Annotated in this window: 24 protein-coding genes; 10 read left to right on the plus strand and 14 right to left on the minus strand. The window is 54.5% G+C overall.

The window, feature by feature from the left end; genetic code table 11:
* Nucleotides 1-56 precede the first annotated feature (56 nt).
* Both norV and norW read left to right on the plus strand, forming a co-directional pair.
* Nucleotides 57-1,496 carry an anaerobic nitric oxide reductase flavorubredoxin gene (gene norV / locus E0D98_RS02915; RefSeq protein ID WP_047086821.1) on the plus strand — a complete coding sequence of 480 codons (1,440 nt, stop codon included), beginning with the start codon at nt 57-59 and terminating at the stop codon, nt 1,494-1,496.
* On the plus strand, nt 1,493-2,626 hold the full coding sequence (gene norW, locus E0D98_RS02920; RefSeq protein WP_000064759.1) for an NADH:flavorubredoxin reductase NorW: 1,134 nt from the start codon (nt 1,493-1,495) through the stop codon (nt 2,624-2,626). Before norV ends, norW begins: the two co-directional genes overlap by 4 nt.
* A 225-nt stretch (nt 2,627-2,851) precedes the next feature.
* Here the strand turns inward: norW and hypF are convergent, their stop codons facing one another.
* The 3 genes from hypF to ascG all read right to left on the minus strand — a co-directional run bounded on the left by hypF (nt 2,852) and on the right by ascG (nt 6,943).
* Nucleotides 2,852-5,104, minus strand: coding sequence for a carbamoyltransferase HypF (gene hypF, locus E0D98_RS02925; protein WP_001107685.1), 2,253 nt, complete (start codon nt 5,102-5,104; stop codon nt 2,852-2,854).
* Between the two features lie 152 nt (nt 5,105-5,256).
* Nucleotides 5,257-5,784: an electron transport protein HydN gene (gene hydN, locus E0D98_RS02930; RefSeq protein ID WP_001078777.1), complete on the minus strand. Its 528-nt coding sequence runs from the start codon at nt 5,782-5,784 to the stop codon at nt 5,257-5,259.
* A gap of 148 nt (nt 5,785-5,932) precedes the next feature.
* Nucleotides 5,933-6,943 carry a DNA-binding transcriptional regulator AscG gene (gene ascG / locus E0D98_RS02935; RefSeq protein WP_001392554.1) on the minus strand — a complete coding sequence of 337 codons (1,011 nt, stop codon included), beginning with the start codon at nt 6,941-6,943 and terminating at the stop codon, nt 5,933-5,935.
* 259 nt (nt 6,944-7,202) lie between these two features.
* Here ascG and ascF point away from each other — a divergent pair, with 259 nt between their 5' ends.
* Together ascF and ascB are read left to right on the plus strand one after the other, a co-directional pair.
* Nucleotides 7,203-8,660 carry a PTS cellobiose/arbutin/salicin transporter subunit IIBC gene (gene ascF / locus E0D98_RS02940; RefSeq protein WP_001107828.1) on the plus strand — a complete coding sequence of 486 codons (1,458 nt, stop codon included), beginning with the start codon at nt 7,203-7,205 and terminating at the stop codon, nt 8,658-8,660.
* A gap of 8 nt (nt 8,661-8,668) precedes the next feature.
* The gene (gene ascB / locus E0D98_RS02945) at nt 8,669-10,093 is read left to right on the plus strand and encodes a 6-phospho-beta-glucosidase AscB (RefSeq protein WP_000110363.1); all 1,425 of its coding nucleotides are present in this window, start codon (nt 8,669-8,671) and stop codon (nt 10,091-10,093) included.
* 158 nt (nt 10,094-10,251) lie between these two features.
* Here ascB and hycI read toward each other — a convergent pair whose 3' ends face one another.
* The 9 genes from hycI to hycA all read right to left on the minus strand — a co-directional run bounded on the left by hycI (nt 10,252) and on the right by hycA (nt 18,114).
* On the minus strand, nt 10,252-10,722 hold the full coding sequence (gene hycI, locus E0D98_RS02950) for a hydrogenase maturation peptidase HycI (RefSeq protein ID WP_000132961.1): 471 nt from the start codon (nt 10,720-10,722) through the stop codon (nt 10,252-10,254).
* The gene (gene hycH / locus E0D98_RS02955; RefSeq protein WP_001291921.1) at nt 10,715-11,125 is read right to left on the minus strand and encodes a formate hydrogenlyase assembly protein HycH; all 411 of its coding nucleotides are present in this window, start codon (nt 11,123-11,125) and stop codon (nt 10,715-10,717) included. The genes hycI and hycH overlap by 8 nt, the downstream gene beginning before the upstream one ends.
* Complete coding sequence (gene hycG, locus E0D98_RS02960; RefSeq protein WP_000067410.1) at nt 11,122-11,889, minus strand: formate hydrogenlyase subunit HycG; 768 nt, start codon at nt 11,887-11,889, stop codon at nt 11,122-11,124. Before hycG ends, hycH begins: the two co-directional genes overlap by 4 nt.
* A complete protein-coding gene (gene hycF / locus E0D98_RS02965) occupies nt 11,889-12,431 on the minus strand; it encodes a formate hydrogenlyase subunit HycF (RefSeq protein ID WP_000493792.1) in 543 nt (180 codons plus the stop codon). The genes hycG and hycF overlap by 1 nt, the downstream gene beginning before the upstream one ends.
* A gap of 9 nt (nt 12,432-12,440) precedes the next feature.
* Nucleotides 12,441-14,150, minus strand: coding sequence for a formate hydrogenlyase subunit HycE (gene hycE / locus E0D98_RS02970; RefSeq protein WP_001288134.1), 1,710 nt, complete (start codon nt 14,148-14,150; stop codon nt 12,441-12,443).
* A 17-nt stretch (nt 14,151-14,167) separates the two neighbouring features.
* Nucleotides 14,168-15,091: a formate hydrogenlyase subunit HycD gene (hycD, locus tag E0D98_RS02975; RefSeq protein WP_000115224.1), complete on the minus strand. Its 924-nt coding sequence runs from the start codon at nt 15,089-15,091 to the stop codon at nt 14,168-14,170.
* 2 nt (nt 15,092-15,093) lie between these two features.
* Complete coding sequence (gene hycC, locus E0D98_RS02980; protein ID WP_001274435.1) at nt 15,094-16,920, minus strand: formate hydrogenlyase subunit 3; 1,827 nt, start codon at nt 16,918-16,920, stop codon at nt 15,094-15,096.
* The gene (gene hycB / locus E0D98_RS02985) at nt 16,917-17,528 is read right to left on the minus strand and encodes a formate hydrogenlyase subunit HycB (protein WP_001079181.1); all 612 of its coding nucleotides are present in this window, start codon (nt 17,526-17,528) and stop codon (nt 16,917-16,919) included. The genes hycC and hycB overlap by 4 nt, the downstream gene beginning before the upstream one ends.
* Before the next feature lie 124 nt (nt 17,529-17,652).
* Nucleotides 17,653-18,114, minus strand: a complete 462-nt coding sequence (gene hycA / locus E0D98_RS02990) for a formate hydrogenlyase regulator HycA (RefSeq protein WP_000158056.1) — start codon at nt 18,112-18,114, stop codon at nt 17,653-17,655.
* 211 nt (nt 18,115-18,325) lie between these two features.
* Between hycA and hypA the strand changes: the two genes are divergently transcribed.
* From hypA to flhA, 6 genes are all read left to right on the plus strand, one after another.
* The gene (gene hypA / locus E0D98_RS03000) at nt 18,326-18,676 is read left to right on the plus strand and encodes a hydrogenase maturation nickel metallochaperone HypA (RefSeq protein WP_001299100.1); all 351 of its coding nucleotides are present in this window, start codon (nt 18,326-18,328) and stop codon (nt 18,674-18,676) included.
* A gap of 3 nt (nt 18,677-18,679) precedes the next feature.
* Nucleotides 18,680-19,552 carry a hydrogenase nickel incorporation protein HypB gene (hypB, locus tag E0D98_RS03005; RefSeq protein ID WP_000337665.1) on the plus strand — a complete coding sequence of 291 codons (873 nt, stop codon included), beginning with the start codon at nt 18,680-18,682 and terminating at the stop codon, nt 19,550-19,552.
* Nucleotides 19,543-19,815 carry a hydrogenase 3 maturation protein HypC gene (gene hypC / locus E0D98_RS03010; protein WP_000334881.1) on the plus strand — a complete coding sequence of 91 codons (273 nt, stop codon included), beginning with the start codon at nt 19,543-19,545 and terminating at the stop codon, nt 19,813-19,815. Before hypB ends, hypC begins: the two co-directional genes overlap by 10 nt.
* Nucleotides 19,815-20,936, plus strand: a complete 1,122-nt coding sequence (hypD, locus tag E0D98_RS03015) for a hydrogenase formation protein HypD (RefSeq protein ID WP_001212982.1) — start codon at nt 19,815-19,817, stop codon at nt 20,934-20,936. The genes hypC and hypD overlap by 1 nt, the downstream gene beginning before the upstream one ends.
* The gene (gene hypE, locus E0D98_RS03020; protein WP_001059968.1) at nt 20,933-21,943 is read left to right on the plus strand and encodes a hydrogenase maturation carbamoyl dehydratase HypE; all 1,011 of its coding nucleotides are present in this window, start codon (nt 20,933-20,935) and stop codon (nt 21,941-21,943) included. Before hypD ends, hypE begins: the two co-directional genes overlap by 4 nt.
* Nucleotides 21,944-22,016: 73 nt before the next feature.
* Nucleotides 22,017-24,095: a formate hydrogenlyase transcriptional activator FlhA gene (gene flhA / locus E0D98_RS03025; RefSeq protein WP_001301446.1), complete on the plus strand. Its 2,079-nt coding sequence runs from the start codon at nt 22,017-22,019 to the stop codon at nt 24,093-24,095.
* Between the two features lie 36 nt (nt 24,096-24,131).
* Here the strand turns inward: flhA and E0D98_RS03030 are convergent, their stop codons facing one another.
* On the minus strand, nt 24,132-24,485 hold the full coding sequence (locus tag E0D98_RS03030) for a nitrous oxide-stimulated promoter family protein (protein WP_000015499.1): 354 nt from the start codon (nt 24,483-24,485) through the stop codon (nt 24,132-24,134).
* Between the two features lie 31 nt (nt 24,486-24,516).
* Entirely contained in the window at nt 24,517-24,696 is a 180-nt protein-coding gene (locus tag E0D98_RS03035) for a hypothetical protein (protein WP_000611928.1), read from the minus strand.
* Nucleotides 24,697-24,769: the final 73 nt, after the last annotated feature.

Raw genomic sequence — 24,769 nt, forward strand, 5'->3', positions numbered from 1 at the left:
CAATCTGCAATTAGCAAGACATCTTTTTAGAACACGCTGAATAAATTGAGGTTGCTATGTCTATTGTGGTGAAAAATAACATTCATTGGGTTGGTCAACGTGACTGGGAAGTGCGTGATTTTCACGGCACGGAATATAAAACGCTGCGCGGCAGCAGTTACAACAGCTACCTCATCCGCGAAGAAAAAAACGTGCTGATCGACACCGTCGACCATAAATTCAGCCGCGAATTTGTGCAGAACCTGCGTAATGAAATCGATCTGGCGGATATCGATTACATCGTGATTAACCATGCAGAAGAGGACCACGCTGGGGCGCTGACCGAACTGATGGCGCAAATTCCCGATACGCCGATCTACTGTACTGCCAACGCTATCGACTCGATAAATGGTCATCACCATCATCCGGAGTGGAATTTTAATGTGGTGAAAACTGGCGACACGCTGGATATCGGCAACGGCAAACAGCTCATTTTTGTCGAAACACCAATGCTGCACTGGCCGGACAGCATGATGACTTACCTGACAGGCGACGCGGTGCTGTTCAGTAACGATGCTTTCGGTCAGCACTACTGCGACGAGCATCTGTTCAACGATGAAGTGGATCAGACGGAGCTTTTCGAGCAGTGCCAGCGTTACTACGCCAATATCCTGACGCCGTTCAGCCGCCTGGTAACGCCGAAAATTACCGAGATCCTGGGCTTTAACTTACCAGTCGATATGATAGCGACCTCCCACGGCGTGGTCTGGCGCGATAACCCGACGCAAATTGTCGAGCTGTACCTGAAGTGGGCCGCTGATTATCAGGAAGACAGAATCACCATTTTCTACGACACCATGTCGAATAACACCCGCATGATGGCTGACGCTATCGCCCAGGGAATTGCGGAAACCGACCCACGCGTGGCGGTGAAAATTTTCAACGTCGCCCGAAGCGATAAAAACGAAATCCTGACCAATGTCTTCCGCTCAAAAGGCGTGCTGGTCGGCACTTCGACGATGAATAACGTGATGATGCCGAAAATCGCCGGGCTGGTGGAGGAGATGACTGGTTTACGCTTCCGTAACAAACGCGCCAGTGCTTTCGGCTCTCACGGCTGGAGCGGCGGTGCGGTGGATCGTCTTTCCACGCGCCTGCAGGATGCGGGTTTCGAAATGTCGCTTAGCCTGAAAGCCAAATGGCGACCAGACCAGGACGCTCTGGAGTTATGTCGTGAACACGGTCGCGAAATCGCCCGTCAGTGGGCGCTCGCGCCGCTGCCGCAGAGCACGGTGAATACGGTGGTTAAAGAAGAAACCTCTGCCACCACGACGGCTGACCTCGGCCCACGGATGCAGTGCAGCGTCTGCCAGTGGATTTACGATCCGGCAAAAGGCGAGCCAATGCAGGCCGTTGCGCCAGGAACGCCGTGGAGTGAAGTTCCGGATAACTTCCTCTGCCCGGAATGCTCCCTCGGCAAAGACGTCTTTGAAGAACTGGCATCGGAGGCAAAATGAGTAACGGCATTGTGATCATTGGTTCGGGCTTCGCCGCCCGCCAACTGGTGAAAAATATTCGCAAACAGGACGCCACTATTCCATTAACCCTGATTGCCGCCGACAGCATGGATGAGTACAACAAACCTGACCTCAGCCATGTTATCAGTCAGGGGCAACGTGCCGACGACCTTACCCGCCAGACGGCGGGTGAATTTGCCGAGCAGTTTAATCTGCGCCTGTTTCCGCACACCTGGGTGACGGATATCGATGCCGAAGCCCGTGTGGTGAAAAGCCAGAATAATCAGTGGCAATACGACAAGCTAGTGCTGGCAACCGGTGCCAGCGCCTTTGTCCCGCCAGTGCCTGGGCGTGAGTTAATGCTGACGTTAAATAGTCAGCAAGAGTATCGCGCCTGTGAAACGCAACTGCGGGATGCCCGACGCGTGTTGATTGTCGGTGGTGGCTTGATTGGTAGCGAACTGGCGATGGATTTTTGTCGTGCAGGCAAAGCGGTCACGCTAATCGACAACGCTGCCAGTATTCTGGCGTCATTAATGCCACCGGAAGTAAGCAGCCGCTTGCAGCATCGGTTGACGGAGATGGGCGTTCATCTGTTGTTGAAATCTCAGTTGCAGGGGCTGGAAAAAACAGATTCTGGCATTCTGGCAACGCTGGACCGCCAGCGCAGTATCGAAGTGGATGCGGTAATTGCCGCCACCGGACTGCGCCCGGAAACCGCCCTGGCACGACGCGCCGGGCTGACGATTAATCGCGGCGTTTGCGTCGATAGTTATCTGCAAACCAGTAATGCCGATATTTACGCGCTGGGCGATTGCGCGGAAATTAACGGTCAGGTATTGCCGTTCCTCCAGCCGATTCAACTTAGCGCGATGGTGCTGGCAAAAAATCTTCTCGGCAATAACACGCCACTGAAACTACCGGCGATGCTGGTGAAAATCAAAACGCCGGAATTACCGCTGCATCTGGCAGGCGAAACCCAGCGTCAGGATTTACGCTGGCAGATTAATACCGAACGCCAGGGAATGGTGGCGCGCGGCGTTGACGATGCTGACCAGCTTCGCGCCTTTGTGGTCAGTGAGGATCGGATGAAAGAGGCATTTGGATTGTTGAAAACGTTGCCGATGTAGGTGGGCTACTGTGCCTAAAATGTCGGATGCGACGCTGGCGCGTCTTATCCAACCTACGGGGAGCGCATGTGTTGGTCACATACTGCGTTCATGTCGCATCCACCTACTGTGCCCAAAATGTCGGATGCGACGCTGGCGCGTCTTATCCGACCTACGGGGACGCATGTGTAGGCCGGATAAGGCGTTTACGCCGCATCCGGCAATGGTGTCCAAATGCAACACGTTTTATCCGTTCTGGACTTCACCCGCTAACCAACGCGCCGCAGCAATAACCCCCTGCCCCAGAGACAAACCGCCATCACCCGCCGGTAAACTCTGTGGAAAGAGCAATGTGAAATCAGCGAGATAATGCGCCAGACGTGCACGCAGCAAACGGTTATGAATAACCCCGCCGCTAAATACCAGCGTAGTGATACCACGCATCGTGGCCTGCTCACGCATCAACGCGGCAAAACCCTGCGCCAGCGCATCATGAAACGCCCACGCGCGTTGATTAACCGGTGCCTGCCAGTTCAGCCACTGCTGCCAGAAAGTGGCGAGATCCAGTTGATTGTCCACCAGCGGCATTGTCACCGGATGCGTCACTCCGTGGCACGAAGCTGCGAGTGCCTCCAGAGCACAAGCCGCTTCACCTTCATAACTTAACGTGGCTGGCGCACAGCCCAGTGCCGCCGCCACGGCATCGAACAACCGCCCACACGATGACGCCAGCGGCGCGTTAATTCCACGCTCAATGGCCCGCGCCAGCACGCTCCAGTTTTGCTGTTGCACACTTGCTGTTTCAGAATAATTCTGCCACTCCGGCACAAAGCGCAGGCACTGCGCCAGCAGGTTTCGCCACGGCTGCGTCGCCGCCAAATCGCCACCCGGAAGCGCCACTGCAGGCAAGCCGCCCAGGTGCTCACATTCGCGATAGTTCACCCGCAGACACTCGCCGCCCCACAAAGCGCCGTTCTCCCCCATACCGATACCATCGAGCGTCAAAGCAATGACATCACCGCCATCCAGCGGCCACTGATGCTCTGCCAGACACGCCGCTGCGTGGGCATGATGATGCAGCACCGTTTGCGTCGGCATATTCATTTCGCTCGCCCACTGGCTGGAGACATAGCCCGGATGCACGTCATGCACAACGTATTGCGGAGTGAAATCGTAGATGTTTTGCATCAGGCGTAACGCTTCGCGCCACTGCATCTGGATGCCATCGTCACTTAAATCGCCCAGATGCTGACTCAACACCGCTTGTTCACCGCGCACCAGGCAGAAGGTGTTTTTCAGATCCGCGCCAAGACACAGCACAGGCGGAACATTTTTAAAGCCCGGAGGCAAAACCAGCGCATCCGGCACATACCCGCGTGAACGGCGCAGCATTTCGCCGCTTTCGCGCACCACCGAATCATCCATCCGCTGCACGATGTCGCGGTTATGTATCAAGAATCCGTCGGCAATGCCCTGCAAATCCGCCAGCGCCTGTTCGTTGCTGATAGCTGGTGGTTTACCGCTCAGGTTGCCGGAGGTCATCACCAGCGGGCATTGCAGTTCCTGTAACAGCAAATGCTGGAGCGGGTTCGCAGGCAACATTACCCCGACTTCGTTAAGGTCAGGGGCGATATCATCACAAAGCTCAGGAACGTATTTTTTATCCACCAGCACAATCGGCGCGGCGGGCGTGGTAAGCAACTGGCGCGCAGCGTCTGGTAAACCGTCAGCCACTGGCAACATGACCGCCAGCGGTTTCGCCGGGCGATGTTTGCGCGCCCGCAGTGTCGCCACCGCGTTACTGTTACGTGCATCGCAGGCAAGATGAAATCCGCCAATCCCTTTGATGGCGACAATGTTGCCCATTTTTAACTGTGCGATAGCCGCCTGTAATGCCGCCTCTTGTTCTGCATGTTCACCATGACTTACCCATTCAAGATGTGGGCCACACTCCGGGCAGGCCACCGGCTGGGCGTGGAAGCGACGATCGAGCGGGTCGCGGTACTCTTTGTCACAAGCCGGACACAACGGAAACGCCGCCATCACGGTAAACGGGCGGTCGTAAGGCATGGCGCGAATAATGGTGAAACGCGGGCCGCAGTGGGTACAGTTGATAAACGGATAACGATAACGCCGTTCGCCTGGGGTATTCATTTCGGCAAGACAGGCAGGGCAAGTAGCGGCATCGGGAACAATTTGCGTATTCATGGTGCCGCCTGTGCTCTGGCGTATAGTGAACTCGGTGGGCAGTTGTGACCAGATGTACGGCTCACGCTCGACGCTATCAATACGCGCCAGCGGCGGGCAGTGCTGATGCAATTGAACAAGAAACGTTTCCGGGTCTTCCAGCAGCCGGACTTCTACGCCATCGCCGTCATTACAGACATCGCCGTGAAGATTTAATTGCTGTGCCAGCTGCCAGACAAACGGACGAAAACCGACGCCCTGCACTTTGCCTCGAATACGCAGTTGGACACCGCAAGATGTGTTTTTTGCCATTGAGTTATTCCCGCCATCATGAATTGCGTAACCCGCCCTGCCGGACACGACTGCGTCGTATCCGGCAGTCTCAGGTCGGCGATACCGCCAGCTCCGTATTCTACGAATATTTCCGGGAATTCCTTTGATGCCAGAACAGTTCTATAAGATTTTTAGAACATCAGCGCCGTACGGCGACGTTTTTCTGCGCTCAGTTGTTCAAGTTTATTACGATCGACACAAATCAGCGCATGGGTCGGGCAAGCCGCCATACACGCCGGGCCGTCTTCGCGATGGTTGCACAGGTCGCATTTATTGGCTTCAGCTTTGTCAGCCCGTACATTCAGCCCCGCGCCGCTGTTGCGGATCACCGGACGTACCACCACTTCCATCGCGCCATACGGGCAAGCCACCACGCAGGTTTTGCAACCAATGCAACGTTCCTGCATCACATGAACAAACCCTTTATCACGGCTGATAGCACCATTCGGGCAGACGTTAGCGCACGGTGCATCTTCACACTGACGGCAGACTGTCGCCGTGGAAATGTTCACACCTTTAATGACATGGATTCGCGGTAAAAAGGTTTCCGGGGTCAGCGATGCACAGTCCTGATTTTCCTGATGAGAAACCACGCACGCCACTTCACAGGTACGGCAACCAATACATTTACTCGCGTCAGCAATGATGAAACGGTTCATCAAATTCTCCAGCAATGACAGTTAATGCGCCGATACATTCACAAATCATGCCAGTTTTTAATTTGCTGTTATTTAAGGAAATTAATTTCTGTAATGCAGGAAAAAAGATGTCATCGACACTAGTGACGATGACATGTGATGACAATGTTTATCGCGAAAGGGCAATGAGTGAGTCGCGGCGGATCAGTTTTCCGCTGAAGGTTTTCGGCGGTGAGAAATCCCCGCCATCGAGCATAAAAATCAGCCGTCCAATAATTTCCTGAATCATCTCAGTCACCGGAATTTTTACGCTGGAGAGCGCCGGAACGGTGTAGGGGGCAATAGCGATATCATCGAATCCGATAACTGACACCTGCTCTGGCACCGCTACGCCGCGCTCGTGTAACGCTTTCATCGCACCTATCGCCATATCGTCGTTACTGGCAACTAACGCGCTAAATTTAGCCCCACGTTCGAGCAACATTTCTACCCCTTCGGCCCCGCTGGCAGGCGTCCATTTACCGTTAGCGATAAGTTTTTCATTGAGCGCAATACCATGCTGCGCCAGCGCGTCTTTATACCCGGCAAGACGTTCAATGCTGGTGGGGGAATCCATCGAGCCGGTAAGGAAAGCAATCTCCTGATGCCCGGCGTTTATCAACTCTGCCACGGCGTTAAAACTGGTCTGTTTATGATCGCACCAGACGCTATGGCTGCTGTTTTTGCGCAGGCGGCGATTAAGCACCATTATCGGCTGACTGTGCGCGTCAATGATGTCATCGATCTCATCCACGCTTAAAAAACGCGGGTAAATCATGATCGCGTCGCAGCGCAGATCCAGCAGATACTGAATCGCCTGGCGCTCTTCTTCTGCGCTGTGTTTACCATCTGCCAATAGCAACTGCCGCCCTTTCTCTTCCGCCATTCGCGCGGCATGAAAGAGTAATTCACTAAAATAAATGCCGTGGTAAAGCGTGTTGGTCACTACCAGCCCCAGCGTCTGAGTACTCTTCGCCGACAGATTGCGCGCCAGCAAGTTTGGACGGTAACCGCTCTCTTCTACCGCCTGAAACACGCGATCTTTAGTCTCCTGGCTGACGTAGCCATTACCTGAAAGCACGCGGGAAACGGTCGCTTTTGAAACCCCGGCGCGCTTCGCCACTTCCAGCATCGTCGTCATCATTTTCATCCCTTTACACGCAATCAACGCAGTGTACTGCACCGTTTGCCGATTGTCCTTGCACAATCGGCGGGAAAAATATTCAGGTGACCGGTTTCACAAATATAAAAAATGAACAATTCACTCTCTTGCTTATTTAGTGACAACTATTCATGATTTTGTGAAACCGGTTTCTTAATTCCGTTTCAGCATCGGCATTTTTCCGTCACGTCGACTGATAACAACTACATCTACCCTACTGATAACAGGATAAAATCCGATGGCCAAAAATTATGCGGCGCTGGCACGCTCGGTGATAGCGGCACTGGGCGGCGTTGATAACATCTCGGCGGTCACGCACTGTATGACGCGGTTGCGCTTTGTTATCAAAGATGATGCACTTATCGACAGCCCGACGTTAAAAACCATCCCCGGCGTGCTCGGCGTGGTACGTAGTGACAACCAGTGTCAGGTGATTATCGGCAATACCGTTTCACAAGCCTTTCAGGAAGTCGTCAGCCTGCTGCCGGGAGATATGCAGCCCGCACAGCCCGTGGGTAAACCCAAACTCACGCTACGTCGCATTGGTGCGGGGATCCTCGATGCGCTGATCGGCACCATGTCACCGCTGATCCCGGCGATTATCGGCGGATCGATGGTCAAACTGCTGGCAATGATCCTCGAGATGAGCGGCGTGCTGACAAAAGGATCGCCGACCTTAACCATTCTGAATGTGATTGGTGACGGTGCTTTCTTCTTCCTGCCGCTGATGGTCGCGGCATCTGCCGCCATCAAATTTAAAACCAATATGTCGCTGGCGATTGCCATCGCGGGTGTGCTGGTACATCCGAGTTTTATTGAACTGATGGCGAAAGCGGCCCAGGGTGAACATGTCGAATTTGCCCTGATTCCGGTCACCGCGGTGAAATACACCTACACGGTGATCCCGGCGCTGGTGATGACCTGGTGCCTGTCATATATCGAACGCTGGGTGGACAGCATTACACCGGCGGTGACCAAAAACTTCCTCAAACCAATGCTGATTGTGTTGATTGCCGCACCGCTGGCAATCCTGCTGATTGGCCCGATTGGTATCTGGATCGGTAGCGCCATTTCGGCGCTGGTTTACACCATTCATGGTTATCTGGGCTGGCTTTCAGTCGCCATTATGGGCGCGCTGTGGCCTCTGCTGGTAATGACCGGGATGCACCGCGTCTTTACGCCAACCATCATTCAGACCATTGCCGAAACCGGCAAAGAAGGGATGGTCATGCCGTCAGAGATCGGCGCTAACCTGTCGCTGGGCGGTTCATCACTGGCAGTGGCGTGGAAAACGAAAAACCCGGAACTGCGTCAGACGGCGCTGGCTGCGGCGGCATCAGCCATTATGGCGGGGATTTCCGAACCGGCGTTATATGGCGTGGCGATCCGCCTGAAACGTCCGCTTATCGCCAGTCTTATCAGCGGTTTTATTTGCGGCGCGGTTGCCGGTATGGCGGGGCTTGCCAGCCACTCAATGGCAGCGCCGGGGCTATTTACCAGCGTGCAGTTCTTCGATCCGGCGAATCCAATGAGCATCGTCTGGGTGTTCGCGGTCATGGCGCTGGCGGTGGTGCTGTCGTTTATCCTCACACTGTTGCTCGGCTTTGAGGATATTCCTGTTGAGGAAGCGGCTGCCCAGGCGCGAAAGTATCAGAGCGTACAACCGACCGTCGCCAAAGAAGTAAGTCTTAATTGAGGATGAAAATGTCAGTATTTCCAGAAAGTTTTTTATGGGGCGGCGCGCTTGCCGCCAACCAGTCTGAAGGTGCGTTCCGTGAAGGTGACAAAGGTCTGACCACTGTCGATATGATCCCACACGGCGAGCATCGAATGGCGGTGAAACTGGGGCTGGAAAAACGTTTTCAGTTGCGAGATGACGAGTTTTATCCCAGCCATGAGGCGACGGATTTTTATCATCGTTATAAAGAAGATATCGCCCTGATGGCAGAGATGGGATTCAAGGTTTTCCGTACCTCAATTGCCTGGAGCCGTCTCTTTCCGCAGGGCGATGAAATCACGCCCAATCAGCAGGGCATTGCTTTTTATCGTTCTGTCTTTGAAGAGTGTAAAAAGTACGGTATCGAACCGCTGGTCACGTTGTGCCACTTCGATGTGCCGATGCATCTGGTCACCGAATATGGCTCCTGGCGTAACCGCAAGCTGGTGGAGTTTTTCAGCCGCTACGCCAGAACCTGCTTTGAAGCATTTGATGGTCTGGTGAAATACTGGCTAACCTTCAATGAAATCAACATTATGTTGCATAGCCCGTTCTCCGGCGCGGGTCTGGTGTTTGAAGAAGGTGAAAATCAGGATCAGGTGAAATATCAGGCCGCGCATCACCAGCTGGTTGCCAGTGCGCTAGCCACCAAAATCGCCCATGAGGTTAACCCGCAAAATCAGGTGGGCTGTATGCTGGCGGGCGGTAACTTCTACCCTTACAGTTGCAAGCCGGAAGATGTCTGGGCGGCGCTGGAGAAAGACCGGGAAAACCTGTTTTTTATCGATGTGCAGGCGCGGGGCACGTATCCGGCTTACTCTGCCCGCGTATTCCGCGAAAAAGGGGTAACCATCAACAAAGCACCGGGCGATGATGAAATCCTGAAAAACACCGTCGATTTTGTCTCTTTCAGCTATTACGCCTCGCGCTGCGCCTCGGCGGAGATGAACGCCAACAACAGCAGTGCGGCGAACGTGGTGAAATCGCTGCGTAATCCGTATCTACAGGTGAGCGACTGGGGCTGGGGAATTGATCCACTCGGTCTGCGTATCACCATGAATATGATGTACGATCGTTATCAGAAGCCGCTGTTTCTGGTGGAAAACGGCCTGGGCGCAAAAGATGAATTTGCTGCCAATGGCGAGATTAACGACGACTATCGCATCAGCTACTTACGCGAACATATCCGCGCAATGGGCGAAGCGATTGCAGACGGCATTCCGCTGATGGGCTACACCACATGGGGCTGTATTGATTTAGTTTCCGCCTCTACGGGTGAAATGAGCAAACGCTACGGCTTTGTCTTTGTTGACCGTGACGACGCAGGCAACGGTACGCTGACGCGCACGCGTAAGAAATCATTCTGGTGGTATAAAAAAGTGATTGCCAGTAATGGGGAAGATTTAGAGTAGGTAACAGTGCCGGATGCGGCGTGAACGCCTTATCCGGCCTACATGTCGCACGAACCATGAAGGCCCGATAAGCGCAGCGCATCGGGCAATTTAGCATTTGGCATCAGAGCTGGTTCACCCCATCAAGAACATCCCTGTCCTGATTCCTTAATGAAAAACTACTCTTCTTCCACCGCTAACTGCGCGAAGCCGCCATTTCCTTCCCAGCCTTCCAGTCGTTGATAAACGGTTTCTACCGCATCTTTAATCGGCTGGGTCATCGGGTAGTAAAAGCCGACGATATCCGGCTGAATGCCGAGGAAAATCACTTCGCCAATATCTTCTTTCAACTGGTCGATAAGGTAATTCAACGGCATGTTATGGGTAGTCATCATAAACATCTCGGCGATATCATCCGGGTCGATGATGCGGATCTCGCCGGGGTTTAGCCCCATATCCGTGGCGTCGACAATCAGCAGTCGTGTCGGGCGCAGTTCACGGATAGCGACGATGTCGTTTTCCGGTGCGCTACCGCCGTCAATCACCACCCAGTTACCTTTCGGCGCGGCGGCGCACTTTTCCGCCAGCAGCGGACCTGCGCCATCATCGCCCATCATGCTATTGCCAACACAGAGTAAAACGTCAGTCACGCAGTCTCCTCACCATCAAATAGATGGCGTTTTCCTGATGAATATCATGCAGCATACTTAACAGCATTGTACTCCATTCCTGCTGCTGCGAAGTTTGCGCTGCCCGGGCTTTATCGAATGCGTTGGCCAGCATCGGCACATGGTTAATGTCGATGACGATCTCACCATATTTCGGCACGCCTTCCATTTTGCGGCGGGCTTCACTGCCTGCCTCCAGAGTGGCAATCCATGCCAGATATTCATCCCACGGGCAGGTGAGCGCCGCTTCCAGGCAATCGATAACCCCAAGGTGGTGACCAATCGCTAGGCTGTAATAGACCACCTGCTGCGCCTCGGCGGGCGTGGCATCGTTCTCATCAATAAATTTACGGCTCAGTTGACTGAACACCACCTTTTCACTCATCGGATACGCGCCTCTTCTACAACATGATTCAGATGGCTGACAATCTCGTTCAGACGCGGATCGTTTTCCGCTTCCAGCCAGCGTGCAACCTGTTCTTCGCCCTGCCCTAACTGTGTCAGGAAGTCATCGGCAATCTGACGACCGTAACGATAACCTGCCAGGCGGCGTGCTTCGCGATCCACTTTCACACGCAGCGGCTGCACCATATCGCCATGCAGGATTTCCGCCGGTTGTTCATCCTGCTCACCCGGGCCACGGGCGTGAATTTTCTGCTCCAGCAGGCCGAGCGCCATTGCAAAGCCGTACAGCGTGGCGGCAGGCGTTGGCGGGCAACCAGGGATGTAGACATCTACCGGGACGATTTTATCCGTACCGCCCCACACGCAGTAGAGATCGTGGAAGATCCCGCCACTGTTACCGCAGGCACCGTAGGAGATACAGATTTTCGGGTCCGGCGCGGACTGCCACGCACGCAGCGCAGGGGATCGCATTGCACGGGTGACCGCGCCGGTAAACAGTAAAATATCCGCATGACGCGGTGAAGAAACGACTTTAATGCCGAAGCGTTCTGCATCAAACAGCGGCGAAAGCGTGGCGAAAATTTCGATTTCGCAGCCGTTGCAGCCGCCGCAGTCCACGCGGTAAACGTAGGCAGAACGTTTGATTTTTTTCAGTAACGACGCCTTCATGCTGGCGATGGATTCATCCACCGTCATCGGGACCGGAATGCCGTTGGCGTCACGGGGGCCTAATAAATTGCTCATCAGATGGCCTCTTTCATATGGCGAGTCAGTTCAATACGGTCGGACGGCACCAGGCATTTCTGGCGCTTACATTCCGGGCAAGTCTCAAAGCTTTCGCGGTGGTTTTCCGCGCGGCTGTCACCATTGTGCTTAAGCAGCGCAATGGCGTAGTCGATCTCTTTCTGGACGGCGAAAGGACGATTGCAGACGCGACAGCTGCACAGCACAAAACGGGACTGTTGCAGGAAATCTTCTTTCTTCCACACCGCCAGTTCGTACTCTTGCGACAGTTTGATCGCTGCCGTCGGGCAGACTTCTTCGCAGCGTCCACAGAAGATGCAGCGCCCGAGATTAAACTCCCACGCAAGCTCTCCTGTGGCGAGGTCAGTTTCAACCGTTAAGGCGTTTGACGGGCAGGCATTGACGCAGGCCGCGCAGCCGATGCACTGCTGCGGGTTCTGCTCTGGCTTACCACGGAAGTTTTTATCAACCGCAATCGGCTCCAGCGGATAAGACGAGGTCGCCGTGCCGGTTTTGATGACTTTTTTGATAAAGGTAAACATGGCGATTCCTTATTTCAGCGGCGAGTTTTTACGCTCAATGCTGTAACGCTCGAGTTCTTTGTACGGCACCACTTTGCTCTTCTTCTTACGCACATCGACCACGGTCATGCGGTCGGTACAGGAGTAGCAAGGGTCCAGGCTACCGATAATCAGCGGCGCATCGGAAACGGTATTGCCACGCAGCATGTAGCGCAGGGTCGGCCAGTTCGCGTAGGTCGCGGCACGGCAGCGCCAGCGGTACAGCTTCTGGTTGTCGCCGGTCATGCTCCAGTGGATATCGTCGCCGCGCGGCGCTTCGGCAAAGCCCAGCGCGAAACGGTGCGGAATGTAGGTAAAGCCTTCCACCATCAGCGGACCACCCGGCAGGTTATCCAGACCGTAGTCGATCATGTTCAGCGCGGTATAGACTTCGTTGATACGCACTTTCAGACGGGAAATAACGTCGCAGCCCTGCTCGCTGTGGACTTCCATTGGCAGCAGGCCATAACCAACAAACGGGTGATCGGCGCGGGTATCGCGAGCGTGTCCGCTGGCGCGGACCATCGGGCCAACGTTACTGAAATCGCGGGCGATTTCCGGGTCCAGACGACCAATGCCGACAGTGCGCTGTTCCATGTTCGGCGTACTCAGCAGCACATCCACCAGCTCCTGCACTTCACGACGCATTTGTTGCGCCAGCTGGCGGGTCTGGATCATGTCATCTTTCAGCAGATCGCGACGAATCCCGCCGATCAGGTTCAGGCCGTAGGTTTTACGCGCACCGGTAAGGATCTCTGCCATTTTCATGGAGGTTTCACGCACGCGGAAGAACTGCATAAAGCCGGAGTCGAAGCCAGTAAAGTGACAGGCCAGGCCGAGGTTGAGCAGATGCGAGTGCAGGCGTTCCACCTCCAGCAGAATGGCGCGGATCATCTGCGCACGTTCTGGCACCTGAATACCCATCGCGTTTTCCACCGACGTGGTGTAGGCGGTGCTGTGAGCAAAGCCGCAGATGCCGCACACACGGTCAGAGAGGAAGGTCACTTCGTTGTACCCCATACGGGTTTCCGCCAGTTTTTCCATGCCGCGATGGACGTAGAACAGGCGGTAGTCGGCGTCGATAATATTTTCGCCATCGACGAACAGACGGAAGTGACCCGGTTCGTCGGAAGTGACGTGCAACGGACCAATCGGCACGACGTTGTTTTTCTTGTCACCCAGTTCATTGATGAACTCGTAGGTTTCAGCATCGGTGGTCGGCGCCGGACGCTGACGATAATCCATGCTGTCTTTACGCAGCGGATAAAGTTCATCCGGCCAGTCATCCGGCAGCACCAGACGACGTTCATCCGGCAGACCAACCGGAATCAAACCGTACATATCGCGCACTTCGCGCTCGCCCCACACAGCCGCCGGAACGCGCGGCGTCACGGACGGATACTCCGGTTTGTTGGCGTCAACTTCGACGCGAACCGTTACCCAACACTTAGTGCCCTTCTCCATCGACAGCACGTAATAAACGGCGTAATGACCATTCAGTTTGCGTTCGTCGTTACCAAACAGCACCGACAGCCAGCCACCCTGTTTGTAGTAAAGAAACTCCACCACTTCCGGCAGGTAGTTCACCTTTACGGTGACAGTCAGCTGATCTTTGGTCTGCCAGGCGTGGTCCAGCACGACGCCCGGAAATGCCTCATTCAGCGCGGCGAGATAATGTTGACCTAATTTTTCTTCAGACATGCTCAAACTCTCTTTAATCACGCCGCCAGCAAGGAGACGAACGCTAAAAATGCAAAGCCAAACCCAGCCCAGGTAATGCGCGGAGTAATATCAAGACGCAGACGGGCCATGCTGTTTTCGAACAGCGCGATAACCAGGACGCCGACCACCAGTTTGACGATGGCAATCACCAGCGCCAGCAGCAGTCCACCAGCGGTGAAGGTTTCCATTTGTCCCCACGGAATAAACACCCCGACGAACATCTGCAACACCACCAGCTGTTTCAGGCTGATACCCCATTTCATGACGCCAAAGCCGCTACCGCTGTATTCGGAGAGCGGACCTTCCTGCAACTCCTGCTCGGCTTCCGCCAGGTCGAACGGCAGTTTGCCCATTTCGATAAAAGTGGCGAACGCACAGGCACAAAGCGCCAGCACCAGCGGGATGCTCTGGCTCAGCGGCCAGTGATAAACGGTGTCGGTGATGTTGCTGATGTTGGTGGAACCGGCAACCTGTGCGGCAACCCACAGACCAAGCAGCAGCATCGGTTCGACCAGCACGCCAAGCATCGCTTCACGGCTCGCGCCGATAGCAGTAAACGGGCTACCGGTATCCAGACCGGAAATGGCAAAGAAGAAACGCGCGATGGCAAAGAGATACAGTAAGGTGATCAAATCGCCCAGTTGCGGCAGCGGAGAACCGACGGTCACCACCGGCAGCGCAGTAGCGATAGTCAGCATGACGCCCACCATCACATACGGCGTCAGGCGGAACACCCAGCCGGAGGCATCCGGGCCAACGCTCTGGCGGCCCAGCAGTTTGATAATGTCACGATACTCCTGCAACACACCCGGCCCACGACGGTTATGTAAGCGGGCTCGCGCCACGCGGGTAATACCGGAGAGCAGCGGCGCAACGGCAAATAGCACCAGCGCCTGAATTAACGGATATAAAACACTCATTCTCAGGCTCCTCGTGAAACAATAATCACCACCAGCACCGCCAGTTCAACCAGCGCCATCCGGCGGAACAGCAACGCACTCCCCTCGCACTGCCAGCCCGGCACCAGAGACACCGGATTCAGCCATTTGCGTAGTTTCAGCACCGGCGCAAACGCCTGTTTCACCGGCATGGCAAAACCGTGAGCGGTAATCACCATTGATTTTTCGTGGTCGTAGCCGCACACCCAGGCCGAGCCGCGGGAACGCGACGGCAAACGATCGCCTTTGCAAATCGCCATAATGATGAATGGCAGCAGCGGGCAGGCAATCAGCAGCAATGTGATCATGGGTTGAGAAACGGTGGTGTTAGCAGGCTCCAGAGGCAGAGGTACAGCAGCAGAGAGCATCGGCAGCAGCCACGGCGCAGCAACACCGCCAATTACGCAGCAAATCGCCAGTGCCACTACGCTTACGCTCATCAGGAGCGGCGCACAGGTGGCGTTTTCGGCTTCTTTGGTACGCGGCGCGCCGAGGAACGTGACGCCATAGACTTTCGCCATACACATCACCGCCAGCGCACCGGTAATTGCCAGACCCACAGCGAGCAGCGGCCCCAGCAGACGGGCAACAAACGCGCCACTATTGCTCAGTTTGAAGAAGGATTGATAGATAACCCATTCCCCGGCAAACCCGTTCAGCGGCGGCAGCGCAGCCATTGCCATTAACCCGACTAACATGGCGATGGAGATAACCGGCATTTTCTTGCCAATACCACCGAGTTTCTCGATATCGCGATGACCGGTACGGAACCAGACGCTCCCCGCCCCGAGGAACAGTACGCTTTTGAACAGGCTATGGTTAAGCAGATGGTACAGACCACCGACCAGGCCAAGAGCAATCAGCGCCGGTTGTTCGAGCGCGATACCCGTTACGCCAGCGCCCAGCCCCAGCAGGATAATGCCGATATTTTCCAGGGTGTGGTAAGCCAGCAGGCGCTGGATGTTGTGTTCCATCAACGCATACAGACCACCGACGAACGCGGTGATCATGCCGAGCACCAGCAGCGCGATCCCCCACCACAGCGGCGCGTTACCACCCAGCAGCGACAGGGTTAAAATGCCCAGCAGGCCAATTTTCATGACTACCGTAGAAAACAACGCGGCAGCTGGCGCAGAGGCGTTAGCATGTGCCTGCGGCACCCAGCCGTGCAGCGGAATAATCCCGGCCAGCAGGCCAAAGCCAATCACACCGAGCAGCCAGATATCGGAACCGAGCGGCAGCTGTTGCATACGCATATCCAGCAGGCGCAGATCCAGCGTGCCATAACGCTGCCACAGCAGCCAGCAAGCAATCGCCAGCAGCAGAGTGCCAAGACGCCCCAGCGCAAACCACAGTTTGCCCTCTTTGCTGTTGCTGGTAAGGAACACCGCACACAAGGCCATGACTTCAGCCATTACCACGAACATGCCGAGGTTGCTGGCGATGACGGCGCAGACGGCGGCAGCCATCAACATATTGATCTGCAAGCCGTTGCACTTCACCTGCGCGTGGCGATGCCAGTCAATGTTGTAGAGGCTGACAAACAGACCGCACAGACCGAGCGTAATCAGCCAAATCGCGTTAAGCGGAGAGATTTGCACATCGTAGCTTACCAGCGACAGCGCACCGCTCACGCCAACCGCGCCAGTCAGTACAGTGAAGCCCGCGGCTGCCGTATACAGACTACCAACCGCGCCGCCAATTCCGGCTATCCAGCCACTTAGCGTCTTTTGAAAAGAAAAGAGAAATGCCAGAACAGCGGCGGCGACAAACCATGCCACGCCGCTATTGATCAGGGAAATTGCGCTCATTTAGCCTCTCCACTTTGAGCCTGCTGAAACAAGGTGAGATCGCCAAAGTCCGTGTTAAAGGTCAGCTCACGCTTACGTTTGCTGACGCGGGCGATATCGGTGTTATCCACCAGATGCAGGGCTTTAGTCGGGCACATCCGCACGCAGGCCGGACCTTGTTCATCAAAACTGCAAAGGTCACATTTGACGGCGATCGCGCGAATACCCGGCACCCAGTCAAGCAGCGTACTGATACGCGCCGGAGCAGGCGGTGCCGGTGGCGCTTTCGGGGTATTGGCATTTGCAGGAATATCCAGCGGACGGCTGCCGGAAAATTCAATTGCGCCAAACGGGCAGGCGATGCCGCACAGCTTGCAGCTTACGCACAGGCTTTCATTCAACTGCACGGCCCCATCAACGCGGGTGATGGCGTTAACCGGGCAGACCACCGCGCAGGGTGCATCTTCACAGTGGTGACAGAGCTGCGGCGCAGATTCTTTTTCATTTAGCATCACTCTCAGGCGCGGCATTGATTGCAGGCCGTGCTGGCGATGCGTCTCTGAACAGGCGGCCTCACAAGTGTGGCAGCCGATACAGAGCGTGGAGTCAGCAATTACAAAACGATTCACCAGGCATTCCTCAGGTGATTGTCATTTTTGACGAAAACATGCCGATGAAATGTCATTTTCGACACTCATCGACACGCCCATCCCCAAACAGGCGTAACGCCTGCAAAACGGGCAAAGCCTCAGCTCATGCTGCCGGGCTTTGTCCCTTTACCAGTTGGCTTAAATTCACCGGCACATTGTTTTCAATGGCGGTGTATAAGCTGTCGTAAACGCCAGCGATTTTTTCGAGATAGTGTTCCAGAACCTGTTCGCGATCGCGGATGTTGACCTTGCCATCAATCATGCCGTCAATGCTCAGTTGCGCCTGCGCAATCCGCTGTTTGTCTTCGCCATCTTTTGTTTCGACGTAATACTCGATGGTGTGGCTGTTAAAGCCATCCGCCAGGGTGACGTAAATACGAAAATGTTCAAAAAGGACGAAACAGAGTTCTTTGTCCGGCGCGCAGCTCATGGCGTGATGCAGGCGCGCTTTCGATAACGTGATCCCCTGAACCAGCGAATTGCAGTAGATGTGCCACTGGTCCTGTAGGCGACGATGCCGCTGTGCGATGTAATCGGCTTTCTCGCTTATTTCCCAAATAGTCATTGTCAGGTTACCCGTTTAACAGAGATGCCAGCTTTAAGCATTTTTTGTGCCAACTTTTAATTTATTGTTATTAAAGAGATTTTTAAGCTAAAGATGAATTTCGTCGCCGTGTCGACGTGTCATTTCGACATCATCGACATTATTCACCGCAGGGATAATCAACACTGGCACAATTATTGCTTGTAGCTGGCAATAGTTAATGGGAGGCGATATGCACGAAATAACCCTCTGCCAACGGGCACTGGAATTGATCGAACAGCAGGCCGCAAAACACGGCGCAAAACGCGTAACTGGGGTCTGGCTCAAAATTGGCGCATTTTCTTGTGTCGAAACCAGCTCTCTTGCCTTTTGTTTTGATCTGGTTTGCCGCGGCAGCGTGGCGGAAGGTTGTAAACTGCACCTCGAAGAACAAGAGGCCGAATGCTGGTGTGAAACATGCCAACAGTATGTGACGCTACTGACCCAGCGCGTCCGCCGCTGTCCACAGTGTCATGGTGACATGCTACAGATTGTGGCAGACGACGGTTTACAGATTCGGCGGATAGAAATAGACCAGGAGTGAGCGATGTGTACAACATGCGGTTGCGGTGAAGGCAACCTGTATATCGAGGGTGATGAACATAACCCTCATTCCGCGTTTCGTAGCGCGCCATTTGCCCCGGCGGCACGCCCGAAGATGAAAATCACCGGCATTAAAGCGCCTGAATTTACCCCCAGCCAGACTGAAGAAGGCGACCTGCATTACGGTCATGGCGAAGCGGGCACTCACGCACCGGGCATGAGCCAGCGTCGGATGCTGGAAGTCGAAATTGACGTGCTGGACAAAAACAACCGTCTGGCTGAACGCAACCGCGCGCGCTTTGCTGCCCGCAAGCAACTGGTGCTCAACCTGGTTTCCAGCCCTGGTTCCGGTAAAACCACCCTGCTGACGGAAACCTTAATGCGCCTGAAAGACAGCGTTCCGTGCGCGGTTATTGAAGGTGACCAGCAAACCGTGAACGATGCCGCACGCATTCGCGCTACCGGCACACCAGCGATTCAGGTGAACACCGGTAAAGGCTGCCATCTTGACGCACAGATGATTGCCGACGCCGCACCGCGTCTGCCACTGGACGATAACGGTATTCTGTTTATCGAAAACGTTGGCAACCTCGTATGCCCGGCCAGCTTCGATCTCGGTGAAAAACACAAAGTGGCGGTGCTTTCCGTTACCGAAGGTGAAGACAAACCGCTGAAATATCCGCATATGTTTGCCGCCGCCTCGCTGATGCTGCTCAACAAAGTTGACCTGTTGCCGTATCTCAACTTTGACGTTGAAAAGTGCATCGCCTGCGCCCGCGAAGTCAATCCAGAAATTGAAATCATCCTTATTTCCGCCACCAGCGGCGAAGGGATGGACCAGTGGCTGAACTGGCTGGAGACACAGCGATGTGCATAGGCGTTCCCGGCCAGATCCGCACCATTGACGGCAACCAGGCGAAAGTCGACGTCTGCGGCATTCAGCGCGATGTCGATTTAACGTTAGTCGGCAGCTGCGATGAAAACGGTCAGCCGCGCGTGGGCCAGTGGGTACTGGTACACGTTGGCTTTGCCATGAGCGTAATTAATGAAGCCGAAGCACGCGACACTCTCGACGCCTTACAAAACATGTTTGACGTTGAGCCGGATGTCGGCGCGCTGTTGTATGGCGAGGAAAAATAATGCGTTTTGTTGATGAATATCGCGCGCCGGAACAGGTGATGCAGTTAATTGAGCATCTGCGCGAACGTGCTTCACATCTCTCTTACACCGCCGAACGCCCTCTGCGGATTATGGAAGTGTGTGGCGGTCATACCCACGCTATCTTTAAATTCGGCCTCGACCAGTTACTGCCGGAAAACGTTGAGTTTATCCACGGTCCGGGGTGCCCGGTGTGCGTACTGCCGATGGGTAGAATCGACACCTGCGTGGAGATTGCCAGCCATCCGGAAGTCATCTTCTGTACCTTTGGCGACGCCATGCGCGTACCAGGGAAACAGGGTTCGCTGTTGCAGGCAAAAGCACGCGGTGCCGATGTGCGCATCGTTTACTCGCCGATGGATGCGTTGAAACTGGCGCAGGAGAATCCAACCCGCAAAGTGGTGTTCTTCGGCTTAGGTTTTGAAACCACCATGCCGACCACCGCCATCACTCTGCAACAGGCGAAAGCGCGTGATGTGCAGAATTTTTACTTCTTCTGCCAGCATATTACGCTTATCCCGACGCTTCGCAGTTTGCTGGAACAGCCGGATAACGGTATCGACGCGTTCCTCGCGCCGGGCCACGTTAGTATGGTTATCGGCACTGATGCCTATAATTTTATCGCCAGCGATTTTCATCGTCCGCTGGTGGTGGCTGGTTTCGAACCGCTTGATCTACTGCAAGGCGTGGTCATGCTGGTGGAGCAGAAAATAGCGGCCCACAGCAAGGTAGAGAATCAGTATCGTCGGGTGGTACCGGATGCCGGTAACCTGCTGGCGCAACAGGCGATTGCCGATGTGTTCTGTGTCAACGGCGACAGCGAATGGCGCGGCTTAGGCGTGATTGAATCTTCTGGTGTACACCTGACGCCAGATTATCAACGATTCGATGCCGAAGCGCATTTCCGCCCGGCACCGCAGCAGGTCTGCGATGACCCGCGCGCACGTTGTGGTGAAGTATTAACGGGCAAATGTAAGCCGCATCAATGCCCGCTGTTTGGTAACACCTGTAATCCTCAAACCGCATTTGGTGCACTGATGGTCTCCTCCGAAGGAGCGTGCGCCGCGTGGTATCAGTATCGTCAGCAGGAGAGTGAAGCGTGAATAATATCCAACTCGCCCACGGCAGCGGCGGCCAGGCGATGCAGCAATTAATCAACAGCCTGTTTATGGAAGCCTTTGCCAACCCGTGGCTGGCAGAACAGGAAGATCAGGCACGTCTTGAGCTGGCGCAGCTGGTAGCGGAAGGCGACCGTCTGGCGTTCTCCACCGACAGTTACGTCATTGACCCGCTGTTCTTTCCTGGCGGTAATATCGGCAAGCTGGCGATTTGCGGCACAGCCAATGACGTTGCGGTCAGTGGCGCTATTCCGCGCTATCTCTCCTGTGGCTTTATCCTCGAAGAAGGATTGCCGATGGAGACACTGAAAGCCGTAGTGACCAGCATGGCAGAAACCGCGCGCGCGGCAGGCATTGCCATCGTCACTGGCGATACTAAAGTGGTGCAGCGCGGCGCGGCAGATAAACTGTTTATCAACACCGCTGGCATGGGCGCAATTCCGGCGAATATTCACTGGGGCGCACAGACGCTAACCGCAGGCGATGTATTACTGGTTAGCGGCACGCTCGGGGACCACGGGGCGACTATCCTTAACCTGCGTGAGCAGCTGGGGCTGGATGGCGAACTGGTCAGCGACTGCGCGGTACTGACGCCGCTTATTCAGACGCTGCGTGACATTCCCGGCGTGAAAGCGCTGCGTGATGCCACCCGTGGTGGTGTGAACGCGGTAGTTCATGAGTTCGCGGCAGCCTGCGGTTGTGGTATTGAAATTTCAGAAGCGGCACTGCCGGTTAAACCTGCTGTGCGCGGCGTTTGTGAACTACTGGGACTGGACGCCCTTAACTTTGCCAACGAAGGCAAACTGGTGATCGCCGTTGAACGCAACGCGGCAGAGCAAGTGCTGGCAGCGTTACATTCCCATCCACTGGGGAAAGACGCGGCGCTGATTGGTGAAGTGGTGGAACGTAAAGGTGTTCGTCTTGCCGGTCTGTATGGCGTGAAACGAACCCTCGATTTACCACACGCCGAACCGCTTCCGCGTATATGCTAATAAAATTCTAAATCTCCTATAGTTAGTCAATGACCTTTTGCACCGCTTTGCGGTGCTTTCCTGGAAGAACAAAATGTCATATACACCGATGAGTGATCTCGGACAGCAAGGGTTGTTCGACATCACTCGGACACTATTGCAGCAGCCCGATCTGGCCTCGCTGTGTGAGGCTCTTTCGCAACTGGTAAAGCGTTCTGCGCTCGCCGACAACGCGGCTATTGTGTTGTGGCAAGCGCAGACTCAACGTGCGTCTTATTACGCGTCGCGTGAAAAAGACACCCCCATTAAATATGAAGACGAAACTGTTCTGGCACACGGTCCGGTACGCAGCATTTTGTCGCGCCCTGATACGCTGCATTGCAGTTACGAAGAATTTTGTGAAACCTGGCCGCAGCTGGCCGCAGGTGGGCTATACCCAAAATTTGGTCACTATTGCCTGATGCCACTGGCGGCGGAAGGGCATATTTTTGGTGGCTGTGAATTTATTCGTTATGACGATCGCCCCTGGAGCGAAAAAGAGTTCAATCGTCTGCAAACATTTACGCAGATCGTTTCTGTCGTCACCGAACAAATCCAGAGCCGCGTCGTTAACAATGTCGACTATGAGTTGTTATGCCGGGAACGCGATAACTTCCGCATCCTGGTCGCCATCACCAACGCGGTGCTTTCCCGCCTGGATATGGACGAACTGGTCAGCGAAGTCGCCAAAGAAATCCATTACTATTTCGACATTGACGATATCAGTATCGTCTTACGCAGCCACCGTAAAAACAAACTCAACATCTACTCCACTCACTATCTTGATAAACAACATCCCGCCCACGAACAGAGCGAAGTCGATGAAGCCGGAACCCTCACCGAACGCGTGTTCAAAAGTAAAGAGATGCTGCTGATCAATCTCCACGAGCGGGACGATTTAGCCCCCTATGAACGCATGTTGTTCGACACCTGGGGCAACCAGATTCAAACCTTGTGCCTGTTACCGCTGATGTCTGGCGACACCATGCTGGGCGTGCTGAAACTGGCGCAATGCGAAGAGAAAGTGTTTACCACTACCAATCTGAATTTGCTGCGCCAGATTGCCGAACGTGTGGCAATCGCTGTCGATAACGCCCTCGCCTATCAGGAAATCCATCGTCTGAAAGAACGGCTGGTTGATGAAAACCTCGCCCTGACCGAGCAGCTCAACAATGTTGATAGTGAATTTGGCGAGATTATTGGCCGCAGCGAAGCCATGTACAGCGTGCTTAAACAAGTTGAAATGGTGGCGCAAAGTGACAGTACCGTGCTGATCCTCGGTGAAACTGGCACGGGTAAAGAGCTGATTGCCCGCGCGATCCATAATCTCAGTGGGCGTAATAATCGCCGCATGGTCAAAATGAACTGCGCGGCGATGCCTGCCGGATTGCTGGAAAGCGATCTGTTTGGTCATGAGCGTGGGGCTTTTACCGGTGCCAGCGCCCAGCGCATTGGTCGTTTTGAACTGGCGGATAAAAGCTCTCTGTTCCTCGACGAAGTGGGCGATATGCCACTGGAGTTACAGCCGAAGTTGCTGCGTGTATTGCAGGAACAGGAGTTTGAACGTCTCGGCAGCAACAAAATCATTCAGACGGACGTACGTTTAATTGCCGCGACTAACCGCGATCTGAAAAAAATGGTCGCCGACCGTGAGTTCCGTAGCGATCTCTATTACCGCCTGAACGTATTCCCGATTCACCTGCCGCCACTACGCGAGCGTCCGGAAGATATTCCGCTGCTGGCGAAAGCCTTTACCTTCAAAATTGCCCGTCGTCTGGGGCGCAATATCGACAGCATTCCTGCCGAGACGCTGCGCACCTTGAGCAACATGGAGTGGCCGGGTAACGTACGCGAACTGGAAAACGTCATTGAGCGCGCAGTATTGCTAACACGCGGCAACGTGCTGCAGCTGTCATTGCCAGATATTGCTTTACCGGAGCCTGAAACGCCGCCTGCCGCAACGGTTGTCGCCCAGGAGGGCGAAGATGAATATCAGTTGATTGTGCGCGTGCTGAAAGAAACCAACGGCGTGGTTGCCGGGCCTAAAGGCGCTGCGCAACGTCTGGGGCTGAAACGCACGACCCTGCTGTCACGGATGAAGCGGCTTGGAATTGATAAATCGGCATTGATTTAACTGCAAATTGCCGGACAGATCTGCCTGTCCGGCATACTATTCACGAGTTTTTTTCGGACGATATTTTTCCGGCAGTTCTGGCACCGGACGCTTGTCATCGATGAGATGACGCACGGTTAAGATCGGATGACGCCACAGCATTCGCGGCCCGGCCCAACGCATAATCTGTTTCATCTCTTCACGCTTTGCTGGCTGGTAACAGTGCACCGGACACTGCTTACAGGCTGGTTTCTCTTCGCCGAACACACATTTATCCAGCCGCTTTTGCGCGTAAACAAACAACGCCTCGTAATGCTCCGGCTCCGCTGACGCCTGCGGGCATTTCGCTTGATAAAGATCGATCATTTTTTTAATCGTCAGTTTTTCACGAGAGATACGCTTGCCGGACATGCTGCCTCCACCTCATTAAGATGTATTTATATTACATCTTAATCTTAAAGGGCACTATGACTCTAAAGAAGAAAGGTTCGCCAACCGACGCAATTTTGCGTACTTGCTTCATAAGCATCACGCAAAAGCTGCAAAACAGCATCTTTCCCGGAACCAGCATCAAGAACTCACCGTTCGCTTCTTCCCCTGAAATGATTAACTCCGGTATCATGTGCGCCTTATGTGATTACAACGAAAATAAAAACCATCACACCCCATTTAATATCAGGGAACCGGACATAACC

The organism is Escherichia sp. KCJ4928 (assembly GCF_004352695.1).
GTDB lineage: Bacteria > Pseudomonadota > Gammaproteobacteria > Enterobacterales > Enterobacteriaceae > ECMA0423.